Annotated in this window: 23 protein-coding genes; 8 read left to right on the forward strand and 15 right to left on the reverse strand. The window is 61.9% G+C overall.

Going from position 1 to position 20,464, the window contains the following annotated elements:
* Nucleotides 1–13 precede the first annotated feature (13 nt).
* From BLR31_RS05605 to BLR31_RS05625, 6 genes are all read right to left on the reverse strand, one after another.
* A complete protein-coding gene (locus tag BLR31_RS05605; RefSeq protein ID WP_090593189.1) occupies nt 14–346 on the reverse strand; it encodes a hypothetical protein in 333 nt (110 codons plus the stop codon).
* 106 nt (nt 347–452) lie between these two features.
* Nucleotides 453–1,787 carry an NAD(P)/FAD-dependent oxidoreductase gene (locus BLR31_RS05610; protein WP_090593192.1) on the reverse strand — a complete coding sequence of 445 codons (1,335 nt, stop codon included), beginning with the start codon at nt 1,785–1,787 and terminating at the stop codon, nt 453–455.
* The gene (locus tag BLR31_RS21610; RefSeq protein ID WP_176762530.1) at nt 1,787–1,957 is read right to left on the reverse strand and encodes a hypothetical protein; all 171 of its coding nucleotides are present in this window, start codon (nt 1,955–1,957) and stop codon (nt 1,787–1,789) included. The genes BLR31_RS05610 and BLR31_RS21610 overlap by 1 nt, the downstream gene beginning before the upstream one ends.
* Nucleotides 1,958–2,030: 73 nt before the next feature.
* The gene (locus BLR31_RS05615; RefSeq protein WP_143009320.1) at nt 2,031–2,825 is read right to left on the reverse strand and encodes a substrate-binding periplasmic protein; all 795 of its coding nucleotides are present in this window, start codon (nt 2,823–2,825) and stop codon (nt 2,031–2,033) included.
* Nucleotides 2,826–3,029: 204 nt separating this feature from the next.
* A complete protein-coding gene (locus BLR31_RS05620) occupies nt 3,030–4,751 on the reverse strand; it encodes a pyrroloquinoline quinone-dependent dehydrogenase (protein ID WP_090593198.1) in 1,722 nt (573 codons plus the stop codon).
* A 375-nt stretch (nt 4,752–5,126) separates the two neighbouring features.
* On the reverse strand, nt 5,127–5,741 hold the full coding sequence (locus BLR31_RS05625; protein WP_090593200.1) for a biotin transporter BioY: 615 nt from the start codon (nt 5,739–5,741) through the stop codon (nt 5,127–5,129).
* Nucleotides 5,742–5,808: 67 nt separating this feature from the next.
* Here BLR31_RS05625 and BLR31_RS05630 point away from each other — a divergent pair, with 67 nt between their 5' ends.
* The gene (locus BLR31_RS05630; RefSeq protein WP_090593202.1) at nt 5,809–6,726 is read left to right on the forward strand and encodes an MBL fold metallo-hydrolase; all 918 of its coding nucleotides are present in this window, start codon (nt 5,809–5,811) and stop codon (nt 6,724–6,726) included.
* Here BLR31_RS05630 and BLR31_RS05635 read toward each other — a convergent pair.
* The gene (locus BLR31_RS05635; protein WP_090593205.1) at nt 6,697–7,521 is read right to left on the reverse strand and encodes a DUF1499 domain-containing protein; all 825 of its coding nucleotides are present in this window, start codon (nt 7,519–7,521) and stop codon (nt 6,697–6,699) included. The two genes, BLR31_RS05630 and BLR31_RS05635, sit on opposite strands and share 30 nt — an antisense overlap.
* A gap of 3 nt (nt 7,522–7,524) precedes the next feature.
* Nucleotides 7,525–8,160: a pyridoxamine 5'-phosphate oxidase gene (gene pdxH / locus BLR31_RS05640; protein ID WP_090593207.1), complete on the reverse strand. Its 636-nt coding sequence runs from the start codon at nt 8,158–8,160 to the stop codon at nt 7,525–7,527.
* A 151-nt stretch (nt 8,161–8,311) separates the two neighbouring features.
* Here pdxH and BLR31_RS05645 point away from each other — a divergent pair, with 151 nt between their 5' ends.
* A complete protein-coding gene (locus BLR31_RS05645) occupies nt 8,312–9,280 on the forward strand; it encodes a DnaJ C-terminal domain-containing protein (RefSeq protein ID WP_090593211.1) in 969 nt (322 codons plus the stop codon).
* A 39-nt stretch (nt 9,281–9,319) separates the two neighbouring features.
* On the opposite strand, the gene BLR31_RS05650 is transcribed toward BLR31_RS05645, so the two are convergent.
* On the reverse strand, nt 9,320–9,724 hold the full coding sequence (locus BLR31_RS05650; protein WP_090593214.1) for a GFA family protein: 405 nt from the start codon (nt 9,722–9,724) through the stop codon (nt 9,320–9,322).
* Nucleotides 9,725–9,861: 137 nt separating this feature from the next.
* Nucleotides 9,862–10,809: an L-threonylcarbamoyladenylate synthase gene (locus tag BLR31_RS05655; protein WP_090593217.1), complete on the reverse strand. Its 948-nt coding sequence runs from the start codon at nt 10,807–10,809 to the stop codon at nt 9,862–9,864.
* A 59-nt stretch (nt 10,810–10,868) separates the two neighbouring features.
* Between BLR31_RS05655 and BLR31_RS05660 the strand changes: the two genes are divergently transcribed.
* The 4 genes from BLR31_RS05660 to BLR31_RS05675 are packed head-to-tail and all read left to right on the forward strand — an operon-like array spanning nt 10,869 to nt 13,404.
* Complete coding sequence (locus BLR31_RS05660) at nt 10,869–11,822, forward strand: histone deacetylase family protein (protein WP_090593698.1); 954 nt, start codon at nt 10,869–10,871, stop codon at nt 11,820–11,822.
* 12 nt (nt 11,823–11,834) lie between these two features.
* Complete coding sequence (locus BLR31_RS05665) at nt 11,835–12,068, forward strand: exodeoxyribonuclease VII small subunit (protein WP_090593220.1); 234 nt, start codon at nt 11,835–11,837, stop codon at nt 12,066–12,068.
* A gap of 17 nt (nt 12,069–12,085) precedes the next feature.
* A complete protein-coding gene (locus BLR31_RS05670) occupies nt 12,086–12,673 on the forward strand; it encodes an SCO family protein (protein ID WP_090593222.1) in 588 nt (195 codons plus the stop codon).
* Entirely contained in the window at nt 12,670–13,404 is a 735-nt protein-coding gene (locus BLR31_RS05675) for a TlyA family RNA methyltransferase (RefSeq protein WP_090593225.1), read from the forward strand. The genes BLR31_RS05670 and BLR31_RS05675 overlap by 4 nt, the downstream gene beginning before the upstream one ends.
* 422 nt (nt 13,405–13,826) lie before the next feature.
* Here BLR31_RS05675 and ribB read toward each other — a convergent pair whose 3' ends face one another.
* The 5 genes from ribB to fabI all read right to left on the reverse strand — a co-directional run bounded on the left by ribB (nt 13,827) and on the right by fabI (nt 18,256).
* Complete coding sequence (gene ribB, locus BLR31_RS05680) at nt 13,827–14,912, reverse strand: 3,4-dihydroxy-2-butanone-4-phosphate synthase (RefSeq protein ID WP_090593700.1); 1,086 nt, start codon at nt 14,910–14,912, stop codon at nt 13,827–13,829.
* An 82-nt stretch (nt 14,913–14,994) separates the two neighbouring features.
* Nucleotides 14,995–16,116, reverse strand: a complete 1,122-nt coding sequence (aroC, locus tag BLR31_RS05685; RefSeq protein WP_090593227.1) for a chorismate synthase — start codon at nt 16,114–16,116, stop codon at nt 14,995–14,997.
* A 115-nt stretch (nt 16,117–16,231) separates the two neighbouring features.
* On the reverse strand, nt 16,232–16,654 hold the full coding sequence (locus tag BLR31_RS05690; RefSeq protein WP_244504953.1) for a group III truncated hemoglobin: 423 nt from the start codon (nt 16,652–16,654) through the stop codon (nt 16,232–16,234).
* 116 nt (nt 16,655–16,770) lie between these two features.
* The gene (locus BLR31_RS05695; protein ID WP_090593231.1) at nt 16,771–17,397 is read right to left on the reverse strand and encodes a histidine phosphatase family protein; all 627 of its coding nucleotides are present in this window, start codon (nt 17,395–17,397) and stop codon (nt 16,771–16,773) included.
* 64 nt (nt 17,398–17,461) lie between these two features.
* On the reverse strand, nt 17,462–18,256 hold the full coding sequence (gene fabI, locus BLR31_RS05700; RefSeq protein WP_090593707.1) for an enoyl-ACP reductase FabI: 795 nt from the start codon (nt 18,254–18,256) through the stop codon (nt 17,462–17,464).
* Between the two features lie 148 nt (nt 18,257–18,404).
* Between fabI and BLR31_RS05705 the strand changes: the two genes are divergently transcribed.
* Both BLR31_RS05705 and BLR31_RS05710 read left to right on the forward strand, forming a co-directional pair.
* Nucleotides 18,405–19,817 (forward strand): FAD-binding oxidoreductase, encoded by a 1,413-nt coding sequence (locus tag BLR31_RS05705; RefSeq protein ID WP_090593233.1) that lies wholly within the window; start codon nt 18,405–18,407, stop codon nt 19,815–19,817.
* 55 nt (nt 19,818–19,872) lie between these two features.
* Nucleotides 19,873–20,433 (forward strand): hemerythrin domain-containing protein, encoded by a 561-nt coding sequence (locus BLR31_RS05710; RefSeq protein ID WP_090593236.1) that lies wholly within the window; start codon nt 19,873–19,875, stop codon nt 20,431–20,433.
* Nucleotides 20,434–20,464 lie beyond the last annotated feature (31 nt).

Genomic DNA, 20,464 nt, shown 5'->3' on the forward strand with positions numbered 1-20,464 from the left:
CTTTTTCGTATCCCTAGTCGGTCAGGGTGTAGCTGTCCAAGGCGCAGATATCGATCGCGGCCACTTCGAGCTCGGGACCCTCGGCGGTCTCGAAGCGGAAGTCGTAAAGGCACTGGTCGCTGCCATCGCCGATGAACACGGTGCCTTCATAGCCCGATTCCAAAACCCCGACTTCGCTCAGAAGGTCTTCGCCCCAAGAGTCGTCATCGCTGGGCGATGCGTAAAAATAGGTCAGCGTGTAGCTCGACTCATTGGTGAGCGTGAACTCGACATTCTGCGCCATCGCTGACGTTGCGCCGAGGAGAACGGCGAGGGATGCTGCAGCCCCAAATGCAAGAAATTTCATGGATATATTGCCCTAAATCGGCTGCACCATGCAGCCGGACGAAAGCTTGTGGCATGAATACTTCCACTGCGCCATATGACGCAAAGGGTCCTGGGGCGTTTCCCGGTCAATCCACAGCGTTGACCGTCTTATCCAGTTCCTCGTCGACGGCCTTACGGCTATCTACGGCCCGGATGGCGGCTTCGTCGGGGCCGGTGATGAGCCGGGAGCCTTTGGCGTAGGTGAGCCAGTGCCAGAGCCAGTTGATCAGGACCGTGATGCGGTTGCGGAAGCCGACGAGGTAGGCGACGTGCACGAAGCCCCATAAGAGCCAGGCGGGAAATCCGGTGACTTCGATCTTGCCGAATTTCGCGACCGCCGCGGCGCGCCCTATCGTGGCCATGGTGCCCCAATCCCGATAATGGAAGGGCGCTTGCTCGGCCCTGCCCTCGCGCTGGCGGATAATCGCGTCAGCCGCGTATTTGCCCTGCTGTTTGGCGACGGGAGCAAGGGCGGGAAAGGGCTTGCCATCCTCATCGAGAACGGTGGCGGCGTCCCCGATGATGAAGATGTCCTTTCGACCCGGCAGCCGGAGATCAGCACCGACCGGGACGGTGCCGTTCTTTTCGGTTGGGACCCCAAGCCATTCGCCAACCGGTACAGCTTCGACGCCAGCGCACCAGAAGATGTTGGAGGTTTCGATCATTTCGCCGCCGGCGGTAACGCCATCGGCGTTTATGACTTCAACCGGTGACTGCGTTCGCACCTCTACACCGAGTTCAGTCAGCTTTTTTTCGGCATATGCGCCAAGATGGGCCGGATATGCTCCGAGCAAGGTATCGACGGCTTCAACGAGAACGACGCGGGCGGCGCGCGGGTCGATATTGGTGAAATCCCGAGCGAGGGTCGCGCGGGCCAGTTCGGCCAACGCCCCGGCCATTTCCACTCCGGTCGGGCCACCGCCGATGATGACGAAAGTCATGAGGCGCTGGCGCAGGTTCTCGTCGTGGGTGGTCTCGGCCCGCTCGAAGGCCAAAAGGACTCGACGGCGGATATTCAAGGCGTCATCGAGGGATTTGAGCGCCGGGGCATTTTCGGCCCATTCGTCTTCCTTGCCGAAATAGGTAAACTTCGACCCGGCGGCGATAATCAAGCTCTCATAGGCGATTTCATCCCCGCCGACCGATCTGACCAGCTTGCGATCGGTGTCGATCCCTTGAACCTCTTCCATCAGGATTTTGACGTCGCCGGTCTTGCCAGGCGAAAGCACTGACCGGACGGGGACGGCGATCTCGGCCGGCGAAAGCGCGGCAGAGGCGACCTGGTACAGCAAGGGCTGGAACAGGTGATGGTTCTTCTTGTCGATGAGTGTGAGGGGCACGCCGGCGCGCGCGAGCTTGCGTGCAGCACTTAAGCCGCCGAAACCCGCTCCGATGATGACGACGCGCCCGGCTTCAGCCATCAGTGGCCGCTATGGTCCTTGTGATAGATTTCTTCCGCACCACGCTCGGCGGCTTCCTGCTGCCGACGTGTGGCTCTGGAAGATTTAAACGCTCCATAGGCGAGTACGATGCCCAGAATAACGGCGCCGCCGAGTACGGCGAACAACCACGGATAGGGGAACGGATCCATTCGCTGTCTCCTGTGTGAGAAAAGGTCTTCACATCAGCAACGTCCTCAACCGTGCGGAGGTTGCAGAGAGACGTCAATCCATGGTTTCGCGGGCCTTTCCGATGACAGCATCTAGGGCGCCCTGCGCCTCCAGAGAGGCGATGGCGTCATCGAGCAGGGCGCGCAGATAGGTGTTGCTGGAGAGCAGCAGCATACCGGTGGCTTCAGGGGCGAGCCTGAGCGGATCGGTCGATGCCGAGGCAAGCGTCGGACCTGAATATCCCTCAACGGCATGGTCCGGCACCAGCCCGGCCTCAAGCCGGCCCGCTTCGATCGCCGCCAGAATTCTGGCCGGAGTATCGTACGGAATGCGGGTGATATTGGGGAGTAAGCCAGCGCGGATTGCAGTGGCGAACACCATGTCGGATGGCGACATGAGGATAGAGCCGACCCGCGTGCCCGGCGGCAGATCGCCGAGATTGGCAATCGTCCTGTCGGATGTCGCAATGGTTTGGGTGATCTCGAGATATGGCCGCGTGATGGTCAGCCATTCAGGCAACGGGCTCCAGGCGAGGCTTCCGCCCATCACCGCGTCGCAATTGTCCATGAGGTGGATGAACAGCTCCTGCTCAAAGGTTTCCTGAGCACCAGCGCTGGTGAGCGGAACTTCGAAGAATTCGACGTCGAACAATTGGGCGTCGCCAATGGCCTGGGCGACGGCGCGGTCCAGCGCGACAAGGGGGCTTGTGGGCCAGATGCAGAAAACGACGCTGTTACCCCGCGACGCGACGCCCCGATCATAGAAATCGGCGGGCACTTCGGGCTGGGCATGGGCGATGTGGGTCAGAAGCACCGAGGCCATGGCAGCGATGAGGGTGAGGCGGATCACGACGCTCTCCGGTGGGGCGGGCCGATCGGTATGTGTGGGCGGCCCAAATTGGAATCTGACTGCGGGGCGAGGCTGCTGCTGGACCCCGGGAATAAATCCCGGGGCGACGGAGAGATCGTTGGAGGTGAGGCCCCAATGACCCGCCGTTATCCCGGCATTTTCCGGGATCCAGTGCAGCACCGATCAGATGACCCTGAGGGTCGATCAGCCCTGATCGGGGAGTGCGAAGACGAACAGATTGTTGCCCGATGCCGGAATGCGGATATCGGGAACCAGTGCCGCCTGCGCGCGCGGGCTGCCGCCGCCCAGCCCGGTGGGGATGGCGATATATTGGGTGCCATCGATCTCATAGGTGACGGGCATGCCCTGAACCGACTGGGACAGGCGCGTCTGCCAGACGACTTCGCCGGTTTCGGCATCGAACGCCTTGAAGTAGCGGTCGAGATCGCCGGCAAAGATCAGGCCGGTCTCGGTGGAGAGGACGCCGGTGAGGAATGGGGCGTGCTGTTCGTGGCGCCACATTTCTTCAAGCGTGTCGACATTAACGGCGGCGAGGAGCCCCTGCCCTTCGACATCGGGCATGGGCGCAAATGTCCGCACGCCACCCGTGCCACCGCCGCCAACAACGGCCTCAACCTGCACGGCGGTAAAGTTCATGCAGCTCTGGCTCATGGGGATATAGAGGCCACGGGTGTTGGGATTGAACGCCGTGGGATGCCAGTCCTTGCCGCCAGCCGTAGAGGGGCAGGAAAAGATCGGGGTCGTGAAATCGACAGGGATTTGTTCTTCGCGAACGATGGCCTGACCGGTCTCGGTGTCGACGTCGAAGACGTTCTGGTAAACCATTTCGCGGTGATCGATGTATTCACCGGTCTCGCGGTCCATGACCCACAAAATGCCGGACTTTCCGATCTTGTAGAAGCGCTTCTGGCCATCGACATCGACAAAGACGTGTTCGAAAGCGTCGTCAAGATCGAGCGTCTCACCGGGCAGGAACTGGTGGTACCAGAGGATTTCGCCCGTCGAGGGTTCCAGCGCGATCGAGGCGTTGGTGTAGAGCGCTTCGCCCGTGTGGCCGCGTCCCAGGCTGGTCCAGGGATAGGCCTGGCCGGTGGAGCAGAGGATCACGTCCTGCTCTTCGTCATACGAGCATGGATGCCAGACGCTGCCGCCGGCACGCAGAAAGTCGGGGGCATCGCCCCAGGTGTCGCCACCCTCTTCGCCTTCGATGGCGACGGTGTAAGTGCGCCAGATTTCTTCGCCGGTTTCAGGCTCGTGGGCGACGACATAACAGCCGGTGCGTTCTTCGCGGAACACGCGGCAGTCCGTGAGGCCGGAAATCACCATGCCGTTCACGATGGTGGGGCCAGTGGAAAAGCCGACGCGATAGTCTTCCCAGCTTTCCATCTCCACATCCCAAACGACTTGGCCGGTCCTCGCGTCTAGGGCCATGACGTGGGCATCACAGGTCGAGGTGAAGATGCGGTCGCCGTAAATCGCGAGGTTTCGCGTGGCGCCGGATGTGCCGCCGCAGGCATTTTCAGGGAGTTCGCGTTTATACTCCCAGAGCAAATCGCCATTGGTGGCGTCTAGGGCCTGAATGACGTCCTTGGCGCCAGCCATGTACATGACGCCGCCATAGATCAGCGGTGTCGATTCGAAGGTGCCCGGTTCGATGTTCCAGGACCATGCCATCTGCAGGTCGGAGACGTTTTCGGGGGTGATCTGGGTTAGCGGGGAATGGCCCCAGCTGTCGCGGGTGCGTCGCCAGTTGACCCAATCGCCATCGGCGGGGTCGGCAAGAATTTCGTCGGTTACGGGCACGAAATCGGACCAGGGGTCCGAAGGCGCTGCCTCCTGTGCGAAAATGCAGGTGGTTGCCGTGATCGATAGCAGCAACACGCCGGCTGTGGTTAGCCGTCTCATAGTCTCTCCTCCAGCCCACTGACGCAAATCCTCGCATCGCAAAGCAAGGCGCCGCCGGCAGGGGCTTCCGGCGGCGAATGGGCGCCTGAAAGGGGGGATTGACGATGTGGCTGGACAGTCACTGCGAAACGCATTGGCACGCCAAGCCGTTCAGGCGCTTGTCAGTAGTGTCTGCCACGTAACGAGCAAGTTCAATTGATGGAGATAGCCAGAACTTCAGAAATACTGAATTGATGATCAAGAATTTTCATTCTACAATTTGATCGAGATATTCAATAATAATACCAAATTATTAAACCACTATTTATGACTTCAAAAACAAAAAGGCCGATCCCGGAGGATCGGCCTGATTAAATTTGAAGTGGCGTGTGGCGCTTATTTGCGCGACAGCAGCGACCAGCCGCCGACGACGGTGAGGGCGGCGAAGGCCATTTTGACGATGTCCCAGACGATGAACGGCTGCACGGCGCCCTGGAAGGCGGAGGCGACGGCGTTCGACTGATCGATCCAGGCGGCCTGACCGGCCATGGTCATCAGCCAGACAAAGCCGAAGACGAACATGACTGTCGCGCCGGCGAGCATGGCACCGAAGGCGCTGAACACGTTGCGCATGGCGCCGCGATCGGCCAGCCAGCCGATGATTGCAGCCATTGCGAGGAAGCCGACAAGGAAGCCGCCGGTGGGGCCAAAGACGTAGGGCAGACCAGCAAACGCACCGGCAAAGACCGGGAGGCCGGCGATGCCCTGAGCGAGATAAAGGCCGACGGTTGCCGTGGCCATGCGGAAGCCGAACGCGCCGGCGATGATGGCGATGGCCATCGACTGCAGCGTTACGGGCACTGGCCATGTCGGCACGTTGACCTTGGCGGCCATGGTGATCAGCACCGAGCCGATAAAGGCTATGGCAAGCGCCGAGACGAGGCGCGCAGCCTGCGACTTGGGCTGATACAGGCCGAGAAGCGTATTGGGTGTGGCGAAAGTCGTGGCCATAACTTGTCCCTTTGCGTTAAAGCCGAAGCAGGTTTCCCGTTTTAGCCACAAGACCGGTCCGCGCGCAATGCCTGCATCCACTCCGGCCCCGGCCTATTCCACCAGCTTCGATCCGCAGACCGGCGTTGCCGTGCCGGTTTCGCCCGGTATCGTGCGGGTGACGGCGCCCAATGTGGGGGCGTACACGTTTACGGGGACAAATACGTATATCGTCGGCGAGCGCGCAGTTGCGGTGATCGATCCGGGGCCGGATGACGAGGCGCATCTGACGGCGCTGACCCATGCGATCGCCGGGCGGCGGGTGGAGGCGGTGGTCTTGACCCATACGCATCGCGACCATTGCGGGCTGGCACGCAAGCTGATGGCGACGACGGGGGCGCCGCTGTGGTCGAACGGGCCACATCGGTTGTCGCGGCCCCTGAAGCCGTTCGAGTTCAACCCGTTCGGGCGGGCGGGTGATTTTCGGCTGATGCCGGATCGGGTGATCGTGGATGGCGAGCGGTTGGAATTCGACGGGATTGGGCTGGAGGTCGTGGCGACGCCGGGGCATTGCGCCAATCATCTGGCGTTTGCCATCGCGGGGCGGCCCGAACTGATCGTTGGGGATCATGTGATGGGGTGGAATTCGACTCTGATTGCGACGCCGGATGGAGATCTAAGGGATTATTTTGCATCGCTGGATCGGGTGATCGGGCTGGAGCAGTCGCTATATCTGCCCGGGCATGGCGGCGCGATCGCCGATGGGCGCGAGCATGCGCGGGCATTAAAGGCCCATCGGTCGATGCGGAACGGGCAGTTGTTGGCTGTTCTGGAGGGCGGGCCGAAATCGCTGCGGCAGGCTGCGCTTGCGGTTTATCCGGGGCTGAAGGGGCGGCTGTTGCTGGCGGCCGGGCGGACGCTATTGGCCCATGCGGAATATCTCGAGCGGCAGGGGCGGGTCGTGGTGCGGCGCACGCTATTGGGGATCCGGCTCAGCCTCGTCTGAGGGGACGCCGTCGATAACTTCGGGCGGCTGGTCCTCGGTGGTGGTGGCGAGATTGTCCTGGATATAGACGCTGACGCGATCATCGAGGGCGAGCAGGAAACCCTCGATGGCGCGGCCGTTGTCTCCGAGATCGTGGGGAACGGGCTCGAGCGATGCGGCGCGGAGGTCGATTTGGGCGCCGATAGGGCTTGCCGAGATGCGGAAGACGATTTCGTTTTCGAACCCCAGCAGCGAGCGGCGCAAAGCGTTGAGGGAGGCGCGGCCATCGGTTTGCGTAGGTTCGGTAATTTCGAGCACGGTCCATTCATTGGCGCGAACGAGATCCTGGGCCAGAACGAACAGGGCTTCGGGGGGGATCTGGTAAATGCGCGTGATGAGGTTGGGGAAGGATTGGAGGACCGTTTCGGCGTCGATCTCGGGGTGATTGGGAGTGGCCTGCAAGAGGGCCGGTGCGTCGTCGAAGGCGGTCGTGACGTCAGCGGTCGAGGGGTAGATGACGCTCAGCGTCGCGGCGAGCATGGCGGGCGTGAGGCACAGAAGGCTGACGAGAAACCCCGCGGTGGCGGGGGCCCAGCCCTTATCGCCGGTGATCCACAGGCGGACGTAGGCGGCGATGGCGAAGACGAGCGCCAGGGTGGCGATCAGCGAACCTATGATTAGGGTAGTTTCGAACGCGATCGAAGCGATCTGGGCAAAGACGTGCAGTGCGCCGGAGATGAAAATCAGCGCCGCGGCAAAAAGCGCGAGGCGGCGGGACCAGATGGCCAGTTTGGACGTGCGGACGAGAATGCGCATGAATCAGGGGTTCAGGCGCGTACGGGACCAGTCGCTGTCGAGCGCGGGCCGGGTGAAGAGCACGCGATCGTGCAGGCGGAAGGCGCCGTCTTTCCAGAATTCGATCTGGAGAGGCTGGACGCGAAAGCCCGACCAGTGATGTGGGCGGGGGATGTTCTCGCCCAACTTCTCACGCAAGACTTCCACGCGATCGACGAGGGTTTTTCTGCTATCGAGCGGGCGGGACTGGTCGGAGGCGTGTGCACCCAGACGCGATTGGGTGGGGCGGGTCGAGAAATAGGCGTCGGCTTCGGCCTCGGTCACGGTGTCGACAGTGCCGCGGATGCGAATCTGGCGGCGCAGGCTTTTCCAATGAAAGAGCAAGGCAGCCTTTGGGTGGGCGATGAGCTCGCGGCCCTTTGCCGATTCGAAATTTGTGAAAAACACGAAGCCTTCGGGCGAAAAGCCGTTGAGGAGGACCATGCGCAGGTCGGGGAGCCCGTCGTCATCGACGCTGGCGACGGCCATGGCGTTAGGATCGTTGGGTTCGCTGGCGCGCGCCTCTTCGAGCCAGAGGGGAAAGAGCTCCATCGGGTCGATCGGGCCGGTGAAGGCATCATCGAACAAGAGGTCGGTCAAGGACGCCGTCTCAGCACTCATATCATCGCCTTCTGGACATTAATGGGGTCCGTGGCCATATAGAACGCAAAGCCGCGACGCTGCAACGGCGTCGCAAATCTTGCGAAACAAATGAACGTGGCACTCCCGGCGATTGGTCGACGGCGGTGCCCTTTGAGGTTGAAGAGAGCGTATGCGCGATCCTTACTCAGTGCTGGGGGTGCAAAAGAGCGCCGGCGAAAAGGACATCAAGACCGCCTATCGCAAACTGGCCAAGACGCTGCACCCTGACCAGAACCCCAACGACAAGTCCTCACACGAAAAGTTCGCCGAAGTGACGGCGGCCTATGACTTTTTGTCCGACAAGACCAAGCGCGCCCAATATGACCGCGGCGAAATCGATGCCGACGGCAATCCGAAATTTGCCGGGTTCGGCGGGTTCGACCCGCGCACCGGGCGGCCCGGAGCCGGCGGTGCCGGCGGAGCGAGCGGGTTCAACCCTGAAGATATCCTCAAGGAATTCATGAACGGCTTTGGCGGTGCACGCCGCTCTTCGGCGGGTGCCAACCCGTTTGGTGGCTCGGGTGGTGCCGGTGCCGGCGGGGCGAGTTGGGATCCGTTTACCGGAGCAACGAGCGGCGGCGCCTCGGCCAAGGGCGAGGACGTGGTCGTAAATCTCGCCGTGACGCTGGAAGACGCCCACAAAGGCGGCTCGGTGCCGGTGACGCTTCCGTCGGGGAAGACCGTTTCGGTCAAGCTGCCCCATCCGGTCGAAGAGGGCCAGCAGATCCGCCTGCGGGGACAGGGCCGTCCGTCGCCCCTAACCGGGCAGCCGGGCGATGCGCTGGTGACGATCAAATTTGCCAAGCACAAGCAGTTCCGGCGCGACGGGAACGATCTGCGGGTCGATGTGCCAATTACGCTCTATGAAGCTGTTTTGGGGTCCAAAGTTCGGGTGCCGACACTCGACGGGGCCGTGGAACTGAACCTGCCGCCGGGTCCCGATACATCCAAGGCGATGCGTCTCAAGGGAAAGGGCTTGTTCGGAAAAGGCGATCTCTACGTCAATCTGCGGGTCGTTCTTCCCAAGGGCGGCGATCCCGATCTTGAAAGCCTGATGCGGTTCTGGCGGGATCAGAAGCCGTATAACGTGCGGGATTAGCGGCGCTCCGGCCCTCGTCGCTCAGGTTGAGCGTTGTGCTCATTCCGGGTTTTTGGCGAACGCTGTGATGCCGTCGGGCAATTGCACCCATGGGTGGCGGCGGGAGTCGTAGACGGAATCTTGCGGGGGCGGGAAACTGGGATCGGCAAGGCAACCGACGGCGACCATTACGAATTTGTCGATGCCCTCTTCCGTGTGAAAAACCGTCGAGCCGCAGATGGGGCAGAAGTTGAAGCGAAAACGGGCGCCCTGATCGCCTGTGCGGACATATTGTGTAGCGTTTCCGGTGACTTCGAACGGGGCGGCAAAGGCGGCGAGTGTTGCAAACACGCTGCCGGTGCGGCTTTGGCACGCAAGGCAGTGGCAGATGCCATGCCCAAGCGATTCGCCATGGACCGTGATCGAGAGTTGCCCGCAGGTGCAGGCGGCGGTGCGGGTTGTCATGGGAACTTCCATCAATGTTTGTGGACGAGGTTAAGCTGTCGGGACCATGGCGTAAACCGGTGCGCATGACGTGCGACACAACGTTGCCGATATCCGGGTCGAGCCCGAGGACGACGGGATTGGGGAGGGCGCGAGCGCTATGGGCGGGGCACGGCGGCGCGTTGGAGGCGGTCGTTGATGGCTTCGCCGAGGCCGGTGTCGGGGATTGGGGCGATCGCGATGACTGCCCTGCCCTCGGCGTCGAGACGGGCGAGGTAAGAAAAGAGATTTCGGGCGGCTTCGGTGAGGTCGGCGGCTGGGGAGAGATTGAGAAGCGGGCCGTTGAAATCTGGCTGGGGCCCGAAGGCGAGGAAGGCTTCGCCAGGATTTGGCGCGGCGGCGTTGAGACGGAGCGGGCTCATCGGCGCGTAATGGCTTTTGAGCATGCCGGGAGCGGTGATTGCGGCGTTGGGTGCGGCTGTTGCTATGGGGTGCCCGAGGACATCTTCGATGGCGTCGCGTGGCAAGGCCCCGGCGCGGAGTTGGGTGACGGTGTCGCCGTCTATCGCGAGAATTGTGGATTCCAGACCGCTGCTGCATGGGCCACCGTCGAGCACGGGCACTGCATCAGCGAAGGCTTTTCGGACCTGTTCGGCGCTCGTGGGCGAGAGCTTTCCCGACGGGTTGGCCGACGGCGCGGCGATGGGTTTGCCGAGGGCGGCGATCAGGGCCCGAGCCGTTTCATGGCCAGGGATGCGCAGGCCGACGGTATCGAGGCCGGCGGTGACGAGGTCGGACAGGCCGCTGTTTTTGCGAAGCGGCAGGACCAGCGTGAGGGGGCCGGGCCAGAAGCTGGCCGCGAGCTTTTTTGCCAGCGGGGAGAATTCGGCATAACGGGCGGCCATGTCGATATCGGCGCAATGGCTAATCAGCGGGTTAAAGCGTGGTCGGCCCTTGGTTTCGTAGATTTTAAGGACTGCATCCGAATTGGTCGCGTCGGCGCCAAGGCCGTAAACGGTCTCCGTCGCGAAGGCGCACACGTCCCCTGTCCGCAAGATATCTGCGGCGTCTTCGACAGACTGGGGATGGCGGGCGATCGGCTTCATCGACGCTGTTTGACAAGCCGGGTGGGCCGCGTCAAGAAGAGGCAACAGCCGAGGCCATGATGACCACCCTTCTGATCAGCCAATCCAACGGTGCGGCGCACCGGACGCCCCAAGGCCATGCCGAGCGGCAGGAGCGCATCGAGGCGGCGCAAAAGGCGTTGAGCCATCCCCGGTTCAGCACGATCCAGCGCGAGACGGCCGCTCCGGGTGATCTCGAACTGGCCGAACTCGTCCATAGCCCGGCTGTGATGGATATAATCCGACAGGTGCGACCCGCCGAGGGGATCGGGCAGATCGATCCGGATACTTTTGTCTCCGAGCGAAGCCTCGAGGCTTCGGCGACGGCATTGGGTGGCGTCTTGCGTGGGATCGAGGCCGTCGTGATGGGCCAGGCGGACAATGCGTTCTTACTGTCGCGACCGCCGGGACACCATGCGGAGCGCGACCGGTCGATGGGGTTTTGCCTCGTCAACACGATCGCCATTGCCGCACGGCAGGCGCAGAGGCTGTTTGGCGCGGAGCGGGTGGCGATCATCGATTTCGATGTGCATCACGGCAATGGCACCCAGAATATTTTCGAGAGTGATCCGAGCGTGTTCTATGCGTCGAGCCACCAGATGCCGCTTTATCCCGGTACGGGCGCACCGCATGAAACGGGTGTGGGCAATGTGGTCAACACTGCGCTCAAGGCCGGGACCGGCGGGGACGAGATGCGGATGGCCTATAAGGAGCGCATCCTGCCGGCGCTGGACAATTTCGCGCCCGACCTCATCCTTGTTTCAGCCGGGTTCGACGCCGAACGCCGCGACCCCTTGGCGCAGCTCGAATGGGTGGGATCGGACTATGCATGGCTCACGGGAAAGTTGATGGACATTGCCGCCCGGCGCTGCTCAAACCGGATCGTCTCGATGCTTGAAGGCGGGTACGATCTTGGCGGACTTGCTTCGGGGGTGTCGGCGCATGTAGGCATGCTGCTGACCGGCGAAGCCGGACCCGATTCCCAGATCGACTGAGAAGGCACAGCCATGACCGATATCGCCGATATGAGCTTTGAAGCGGCGCTCGACGAGCTTGAAAAAATCGTCGCGCAACTCGAGGGCGGCAAGGCTCCCTTGCAGGAATCGATTGCGATCTACGAACGCGGCGAAGCGCTCAAGCGCCATTGCGAAGCCCTGCTCAAGCAGGCCGAAGCGCGGATCGAAAAGATCACGCTCGCCAAGGATGGCACGCCGGTTGGCGTCGAGCCGCTGGATCAGTAACGCGAAGGCTTTATATCGTGCTGTCGAAGGTTCGGATCGTTTTGTGGGCTCTGGTTGCGGTGGCCGCCGTTTCGGCGACGGTGATCTATTTCACAAAACCCATCCAGCCATCCGGTGCGATGTTCGGCGGACCGTTCGAGATGGTTTCGACTGCGACCGGTGAAATTTTCACCGAAGACGATTTGCTCGGCACCCCGACGCTTATGTTTTTCGGCTATACATACTGCCCCGATGTCTGCCCGATGACGCTGGCCGAAACGACGGCATGGAAAGAGCAGTTGGGGCTGGACGACGACGATCTGCGCATTGTTTTCGTGTCCGTCGACCCTGAACGCGATACGCTTGAGCATACGCGTGGGTATCTCTCCAATTTCGGGCCGGACGTGATGGGACTTGTGGGCGACCAGGCCCAGACCGACAAGATCAAGCGCTCCTATGGGGTGTTTTCCGAAAAGGTCGAGGCCGAGGGCACGACCGAGTATCTGGTCAATCACACAGCGTCCGTGTTCATGATCGACGAGGATGGCGACTTTTTCGGCACCATCGCCTGGGGCGAGGACAGCGACACGGCGCGCGACAAGATTCGGCGCCTGACCGGGGCATGAGCCGCATAAGGCTTGATGTGGCGCTGGAGCAGCGGGGGCTGGCGCCTTCGCGGGCGCGGGCCAGGGACGCGATCTTGCGCGGCACCGTGCGGGTGAATGGCGAGCCGGCGCGCAAGCCCAATCAGCAGGTTTTGGAAAGCGACGAGATTGCGCTGGAGGATCCGGCGTCGGGATATGTGTCGCGGGCGGCGCTAAAGCTGATCGCGGGGCTGGATGCTGCGGGGTTCGATCCGGCGGGTAAGGTTTGTCTCGATCTTGGAGCGTCGACGGGCGGGTTTACGCAGGTGCTGGCGGAGCGCGGGGCGGCGCGGGTTTATGCCGTGGATGTCGGGCATGGGCAGTTGCATGCCAGCGTTGGGGCGCTTGGACAGGTGGTTTCGATGGAAGGCACCAATGCGCGGGATCTGACGGCTGAGACGATTGCCGACCCGATCGATCTTCTGGTTTCGGATGTGAGTTTTGTGTCGCTGATCAAAATCATCGACGCGCCGTCCGCGTTGTGCCGGGCGGGGGCGCAGGCGATCTTGCTGATCAAGCCGCAGTTCGAAGTGGGGCGCGATAATGTCGGCAAGGGCGGGATCGTTTTGCCGGGCGCGCATGTGAAGGCGTCGGTCGCGGCCGTATTCGAGCATATGCGAACGCTGGGGTGGAGCGTTAAGGGCATGTGGGACTCGCCGCTGAGAGGTGGCGACGGCAACACCGAATATCTGGCGGCCCTCGTCAAAGGCTAGGTCTTTCGCAAAGTGCAATGCAAAGGGCGTCCCCGCGGCGCCCTCGTTCGTTGGTCAGATATCCTGGCGCGCCGTCAAATCAGGTGGCGGCATGACGCGGACGGGGTCACGTCGCGTCAATACGGATCGACCGGTTCTCTGGGGTTTGGTGGATAGGGTCGTACGATCGCATTTACACCACGGACATCGTCGTGATGCGCGGGGCACAGGCCCATCGCACGAGCGGCATAGCCGCATTGCAGGCATAGCATTCTCCCGGGCTCTCCGCGGCCAGGCGGGAACCTCTTGTTGGTGTCTGATTTTCGAAGCGGGCCATGGCGAACGGCCCACAGCTGACAACATGGCCAGCGAAGTGGGCGGTTCAAGGGCTATCGGACGGGGCGTAATGTCTCAGTGCGACAGAACGAACATTGCGGGGAGAGTCAGCTTTCCGCCACGGTAATGCCAAAAGCGTCGAGGCCCACATAATAGCGCGAGCGCGATGACATGGGGCGGATCGAGGAGACGCCGAGATCGCGGAGGATCTGGGCCCCGAGGCCGACTTCGCGCCATTCAGCCTCGCGTTGCCGGGCCGAGCCATGGTCTTCGCGTTCGGCCTCTGCAGCGGCTTTGTCATGAGCAACGCCGGCGGTGCCTTCGCGCAGATAGACCAGAACGCCGCCGGTCTGGGACAGCTTTTCGATCGATGCATTGAGTTTCGAGGCGCCGCCAAAGACGTCGGTGACGATGTCCTCGCGCTGCAGGCGGACGGGGATGTCCTTGCCGCCAGCGAGATCGCCGAAAACGACGGCGAGGTGCTGCACCCGGTCAAACGGTGTCGAATAGGCATAGGCAATGGCGCGGCCGGCGGTGGTGTCGATCTCGAAGGTGGCGACGCGCTCGACGAGTTTTTCGCGCCGTTGGCGGTAGGCGATGAGATCAGCGACCGAGATGAGGGGCAGATCGTGTTTCGCGGCGAAATCGGCCACCTGCTGGCCGCGGGTGACGGTGCCGTCGTCGTTGACCAGTTCGCAGATGACGCCGACGTCGGGGAGTCCGGCCAGCTTGCACATGTCCACAGCAGCTTCGGTGTGGCCCGAGCGCATGAGGACGCCGCCGCGACGGGCGATCAGCGGGAAGATGTGGCCGGGACGGGAGAAATCCTCGGCGGCGACATTACCATTGGTCAGGGCCCGTACAGTGGCGGTGCGATCCTCTGCAGAGATGCCGGTGGTGGTGCCGTGCTTGAAATCGATCGAGACGGTGAAGGCCGTCGAATGGGCCGAATCGTTGACGGCGACCATAGGGTCGAGGTGCAGCTTTGCGGCACGCTCGCCAGTGATGGGCGTGCAGACGATGCCCGAGGTGTGGCGGACGATGAAAGCCATCTGTTCGGGGGTGATGGTGGAGGCTGCGGCGATGATGTCGCCCTCCCCTTCCCGGTCGTGATCATCGATGACGACGACCATGCCGCCGTTCGTCATAGCGGTGAGAGCGGCTTCGACGCGCTTGTCGGATTCAGAGAACAACACTTAGACTCCGTAAAATTAGGAAGGCCCCCTCACCCGCTGCTGCGCAGCGCCCTCTCCTCCTGGGGAGAGGTAAGAAAGCTCAGATGTCGTTGCGGCCGAAGCCAATGCCGCCGTCGCGGCCGGTCTGCCCGCGGTGGCGAAGGAAATGGTCGGCCAGAACGCACGCCATCATCGCTTCGCCGATGGGGACGGCGCGGATGCCGACGCAGGGGTCGTGGCGGCCTTTAGTGATGATATCGGTGTCCTCGTTTTGCGTCGTGACGGTCTGGCGCGGGGTGAGGATCGAGCTTGTAGGCTTTACGGCAAAACGGGCGACGATGGGATCGCCATTGGATATGCCGCCCAAGATGCCGCCGGCCTTGTTGGAGAGGAATTTGGGCAATGGGCGATCGGCGCGCATCTGGTCGGCATTTTCCTCGCCGGTCAGTTCGGCCGAATGCATGCCCTCGCCGATTTCCACGCCCTTGACGGCGTTGATCGACATGAAGGCCGACGCGATGTCGGCGCTGAGCTTGCCGTAGATCGGCGCGCCCCAACCGGGGGGCACGCCTTCGGCGACGACTTCGACGATGGCGCCGACCGATGAGCCTGCCTTGCGGATGCCGTCGAGATAGGTCGCCCAGGTTTCGGCAGCCTGTGCGTCCGCGCAAAAGAAGGGGTTCTGATCGACTTGATCCCAATCGAAATTGGCGTAGTCGATCTTGTGCGGGCCGACCTGGATCAGCGAGGCGCGGATGGTGACGTTAGGGATGACCAGCTTGGCGACGGCACCGGCGGCGACGCGGGCTGCGGTTTCGCGCGCCGATGAACGGCCACCGCCGCGATAGTCGCGGATGCCGTATTTCTGGAAATAAGTGTAGTCGGCGTGGCCGGGACGGAATTTGTCGCGGATATCGCCATAGTCTTTCGAGCGCTGGTCGGTGTTTTCGATCATCAGCGAAAGTGACGTACCGGTGGTGCGCAGGCCATCGCTGCGTTCGTCTTCGAAGACGCCGGAAAGGATCTTGACCTCATCGGCCTCGCGGCGCTGGGTCGTGTAGCGCGACTGGCCGGGTTTGCGGCGATCGAGATCGCGCTGGATGATTTCGGCACTGATCGGAAGGTTGGGAGGCACGCCATCGACGACGACGCCAAGCGCGGGGCCATGGCTTTCACCCCAGGTGGTGAACCTGAACAGATGGCCGAAAGAATTGTCGCTCATGGGCTGTTGTCCCCGAAGTGTTGGCGCTGTTCTAGGCAGCGGCGGGGATGCGGTCAATCATCCGATGGGTGAACGCGGTGTTCAGCGGCTGAGGCCTGCCCAAGCGCTTGAGTGGTTAGCGCGCGTGGCGGGGGGCTCGGATTTCGCCGCGCATGGTGCCGATGGCGAGTTCGAAATTGTCGGCGATGCGGCGGGCGCGGATCATGAATTCGTGGGTGATCTCGGGCTGGAAAATATCGTTGGCTGTTTTTTCGAACAGCGCCAGCCAGCGGTCGAAGTGCTCGGCTTCGATCGGGAGGCGTAGATGGGGGTTGAGCGGACGGCCCGAATAGCGGCCGGTGCGCAGCATGATAGAAGACCAGAAATCGGTGATCTGCTCAATGTGGTGATCCCAGTCATCGACGGCGCGATTAAAGATCGGGCCAAGGATTTCGTCTTCCCGGGCGCGGGCGTAAAACGTCGTGACGAGACGCGCTATGTCGGCGTCCTTGATGTCGGGATGGGCCGGGCCGGGACGTGTGAGCGGATTGTCATCCAAGACGGGCTTCCTTTTGACCAGGCTGGCGAAACGCATATTTGGTGGCGATGCCGATCGGATCAAAACCGGGTTTCGCATCCTAACCACGAAAGTGTTGGCCACTCACCTTGGAGAAATCACCAGGTCTTCTGTGCAGCGTGCAGTTTCATGTCGCCGCCGACGAAATGGGCGATGACGCCTTGCGGCGGGGCCCAATTGAGGACTTCGCTGCGGTCGGCGCCTTCAACGAGGTGGCGGAGGACGCGGAGGACGCCGCCATGGGCCACGATGATCGAGTGATCGGTCAATCCGCGGGCGAAATCGAGAAGGCGGTGGGCGAGGTCGTCGTAGTTTTCGCCTTCTTCGGGGCGGAAGTGCCAATAGCTGGAATCGCGCTGGCCGGGGGCCAGAGCCTCACGCTCACGGGCGATTTCGTCGTGCAGAAGACCCTCGAATTTGCCGAAGGAGATTTCGACGAGCCGCTCGTCATAGATAACTTCGGGCAGCGCGATATCGAACGCTGCACGCATGCGCTCCATCGTTTCGCTGGCGCGGCTGAGCGGCGATGCGTACCAGCGAAATTTGGTGGGATCGTCGCCTGCTTCCTCAAGAAGAAAGCGCAGCAAATGGCCGTTGGCATCGGCCTGTTTCTGGCCGGTGGCGTTCAGTGGAATGTCGCGGCTGCCCTGATAGCGGCGCTCGCGGTTCCAATCGGTTTCGCCGTGACGGGCGAAATAGAAATCCGGCCAGGTGACCTGTTGCATAGTCTTGATACGATCAGTTTTGGTGTGAACGGAGCGCAGATTTACCGCGCTCCTGTGACGGTTCTTACTGGGCGTCCTTGGGCATCGCCTTCATGCCGATGATATTGTAGCCCGAATCCACATAGTGGATTTCACCGGTGACGCCGCTGGAGAGATCGGACAGCAGGTAGAGCGCCGAATTGCCGACTTCGTCGATGGTGACGTTCTTCCGGAGCGGGGCGTTTTCCTCGTTCCATTTCAGCATCTCGCGAAGATCGGAAATGCCTGAAGCAGCCAGCGTCTTGATGGGGCCGGCGGAAATGGCGTTTACGCGGATCTTCTGGGGGCCGAGGTCGGAGGCAAGATAGCGGACCGAGGCTTCGAGCGCAGCCTTGGCGACGCCCATAACGTTGTAATTGGGCAGGACCTTTTCGGCACCGTAATAGGTGAGCGTCAGGATCGAGCCGCCATCATCCATCATGGCCTCGGCGCGCTTGGCGAGCGCTGTGAGCGAGAACACGGAAATGTTCATGGTGAGAGCGAAATTACCGGGGCTGGTGTCGACATAGCGGCCTTCGAGCTCTTCCTTGTTGGAAAAGCCGATGGCGTGGACGAGGAAGTCGAGCTTGCCCCATTTCGATTTCAGAACGTTGAAGACCGCGTCCATGGCGTCCGCGTCGGTGACGTCGCAGGGCAGAACCAGATCGGAGCCGAATTCCTTGGCGATGGGTTCGACGCGGCGGTGCAGTGCCTCGCCCTGATAAGTGAAGGCCATTTCCGCCCCCTGCGCGTGCAGGGCCTTGGCGATGCCATAGGCAATCGAACGGTTGTTCGCAACGCCCATGATGAGCCCGCGCTTGCCTTCCATCAAACCAGCCATGATGTTCTCCGAGATGTTTCTGTTGGCCCCGGTTTTGGCACAGGGGATGGGAACGGGCAAGGTGGCATAGGGGTTGGACCTGTGGCCAACAGCCGAGTTGCCGTGCGATATCGGTGCCAATCGATTTTTATTGCAAAGAGTTTATGCCATGACGCTTTCCCGTGACCAGATCGTTTCCGCGCTGACCCAAATTCTGGGGGCCGAGAGCGTGGTCGGCGAACCCGGTCAGATGACGGGGTATATTTCCGAGCCGCGCAAACGCTTTCACAAGGAAGCGCAGGCCGTCGCCCTGCCCCGTACAGTGGCCGAGTTGCAGGCGGTGATGGAGTGGGCGCATGAGGTAGGCGTGCATGTAGTCCCGCAGGCCGGCAATACCGGGCTGGTCGGCGGACAGGTGCCGCTGTTTGGCGATGAGGTGATCGTTTCGATTTCGCGGCTGAAGGGCGTGCGGTCGGTCGACGCGGCGGCGGGACACATGACACTCGACGCTGGAACCACATTGCAGGAGGCCCATGAGATTGCCGAGGATGCCGGGATGATGTTTCCGCTCTATATCGCCTCGCAAGGGTCGGCGCGGATCGGGGGTGTGCTGGGGTCGAACGCGGGCGGGGTGCAGGTGCTCTCTTATGGGAATGCGCGGGAATTGTGCCTCGGGGTCGAGGCGGTGCTGGCGGATGGGTCGATCTACAAGGGCCTCAATGCGCTGAAAAAGGACAATATGGGCTATGATATCAAGAACCTGCTCATCGGTTCGGAAGGCACGTTGGGGATCATTACAGCGGCTACGCTGAAGCTTTTTCCCAAGCCCGATTTTTATGAAACGGCGCTTTTGAACGTCGCTTCGCCCGAAGCGGCGCTGGAGCTATTCACCCAATTGCGGGCGCGGGCGGGGTCGACCCTGACGGCGTTCGAGTTGATGCCACGGATCGGAATCGATCTGCAGCTCAAGCATGGCATGGCAGCGCAAGACCCGAGCGCCGCGGATTCGGATTGGTATGTGTTGGCGGAGATTTCGGTACCCAAGGGGATGGGTGGAGGCGCGCTGGAGGCTGCTCTCGAGGACGCGATGGGCGCGGGGATCGTCACCAATGGCGTAATCGCTGGGTCGCTGGCGCAGCGAGAAACTTTTTGGACGTTGCGCGAGCAGATGAGCGAGGTGCAGTCGCGCGAGGGCGCGTCAATCAAGCACGACGTTTCGGTGCCGGTGGCGGCGGTTCCCCAATTGATTACGCTAGGGATTGCAGCGGCCGAGGCGGTTCAGCCGGGCATCCGCGCCGTGGCGTTCGGGCATCTGGGTGATGGTAATATCCATTTCAATTTCTCCCAGCCCGAGGGCGCGGACGGCAAGGCGTTCATGGAGGGGGCGGAGGCCGTGCACGAGGCGGTTTATGCGGTGGTGTTAGAGTTGGGCGGGTCGGTTTCGGCCGAGCATGGCATCGGGCAGCTCAAGACCAAGCTTCTCAAGCAGGTGAAAGATCCCGTGGCACTAAGCATGATGAAGTCGATCAAGTCGGCGCTCGATCCCAAGGGCATTTTGAATCCCGGCAAGGTGTTGGGGTAGAAATTTTCACAGCGATGCCTATTTTGGGGACCAACACTCCAACGGGCAATTTCCAATGCTTCTAGACATACAGTTTCTCGATGACGCGACGCGTCCGCGAGCACCCAAGCTTGAGAACCTCACGATCGAACAGCGGGCGCCAGGGCGGCACCTGAAAATGATCCACGATCACTTGCGCCAGAACATGCAGGTGCTCCGGCGGATGGTCGATGAGGTGGCTGCGGGTGAAAAGATTGTGGCGGAGGTCGAGGCGGAAGCCGAGGCGCTGACGATGGTGTCCAACTATCGCCAGTTCGGCAACCTGTGCGGGCAGCACTGCAATATCGTAAACACGCACCATTCGATCGAGGATGCGCATATTTTCCCGGCCCTATCGGAAAAGGGCGAGGCCTGGAAGAAGGTCACCGACCGTCTGATCGCCGAGCACGAAGTCGTGCATGCGCTGCTGGTCAAACTGGTGGATGCGCTCAATGCGTTGGCGCGCGACTCAAGCCGCGAGAACTTCCACGCAGCGCGGGAAGTGAACGATGCGCTGGAGCGGGTTTTGCTGTCTCACCTCGGGTATGAGGAAGACGAGATCGGCGACGCGCTCGGGTATTTCCGGATCGGCGTTTAGGGGCTGAGCAGACAGATGTGGGGATGGCCCG

It is taken from the genome of Pelagibacterium luteolum (genome assembly GCF_900100665.1).
Lineage (GTDB): Bacteria > Pseudomonadota > Alphaproteobacteria > Rhizobiales > Devosiaceae > Pelagibacterium > Pelagibacterium luteolum.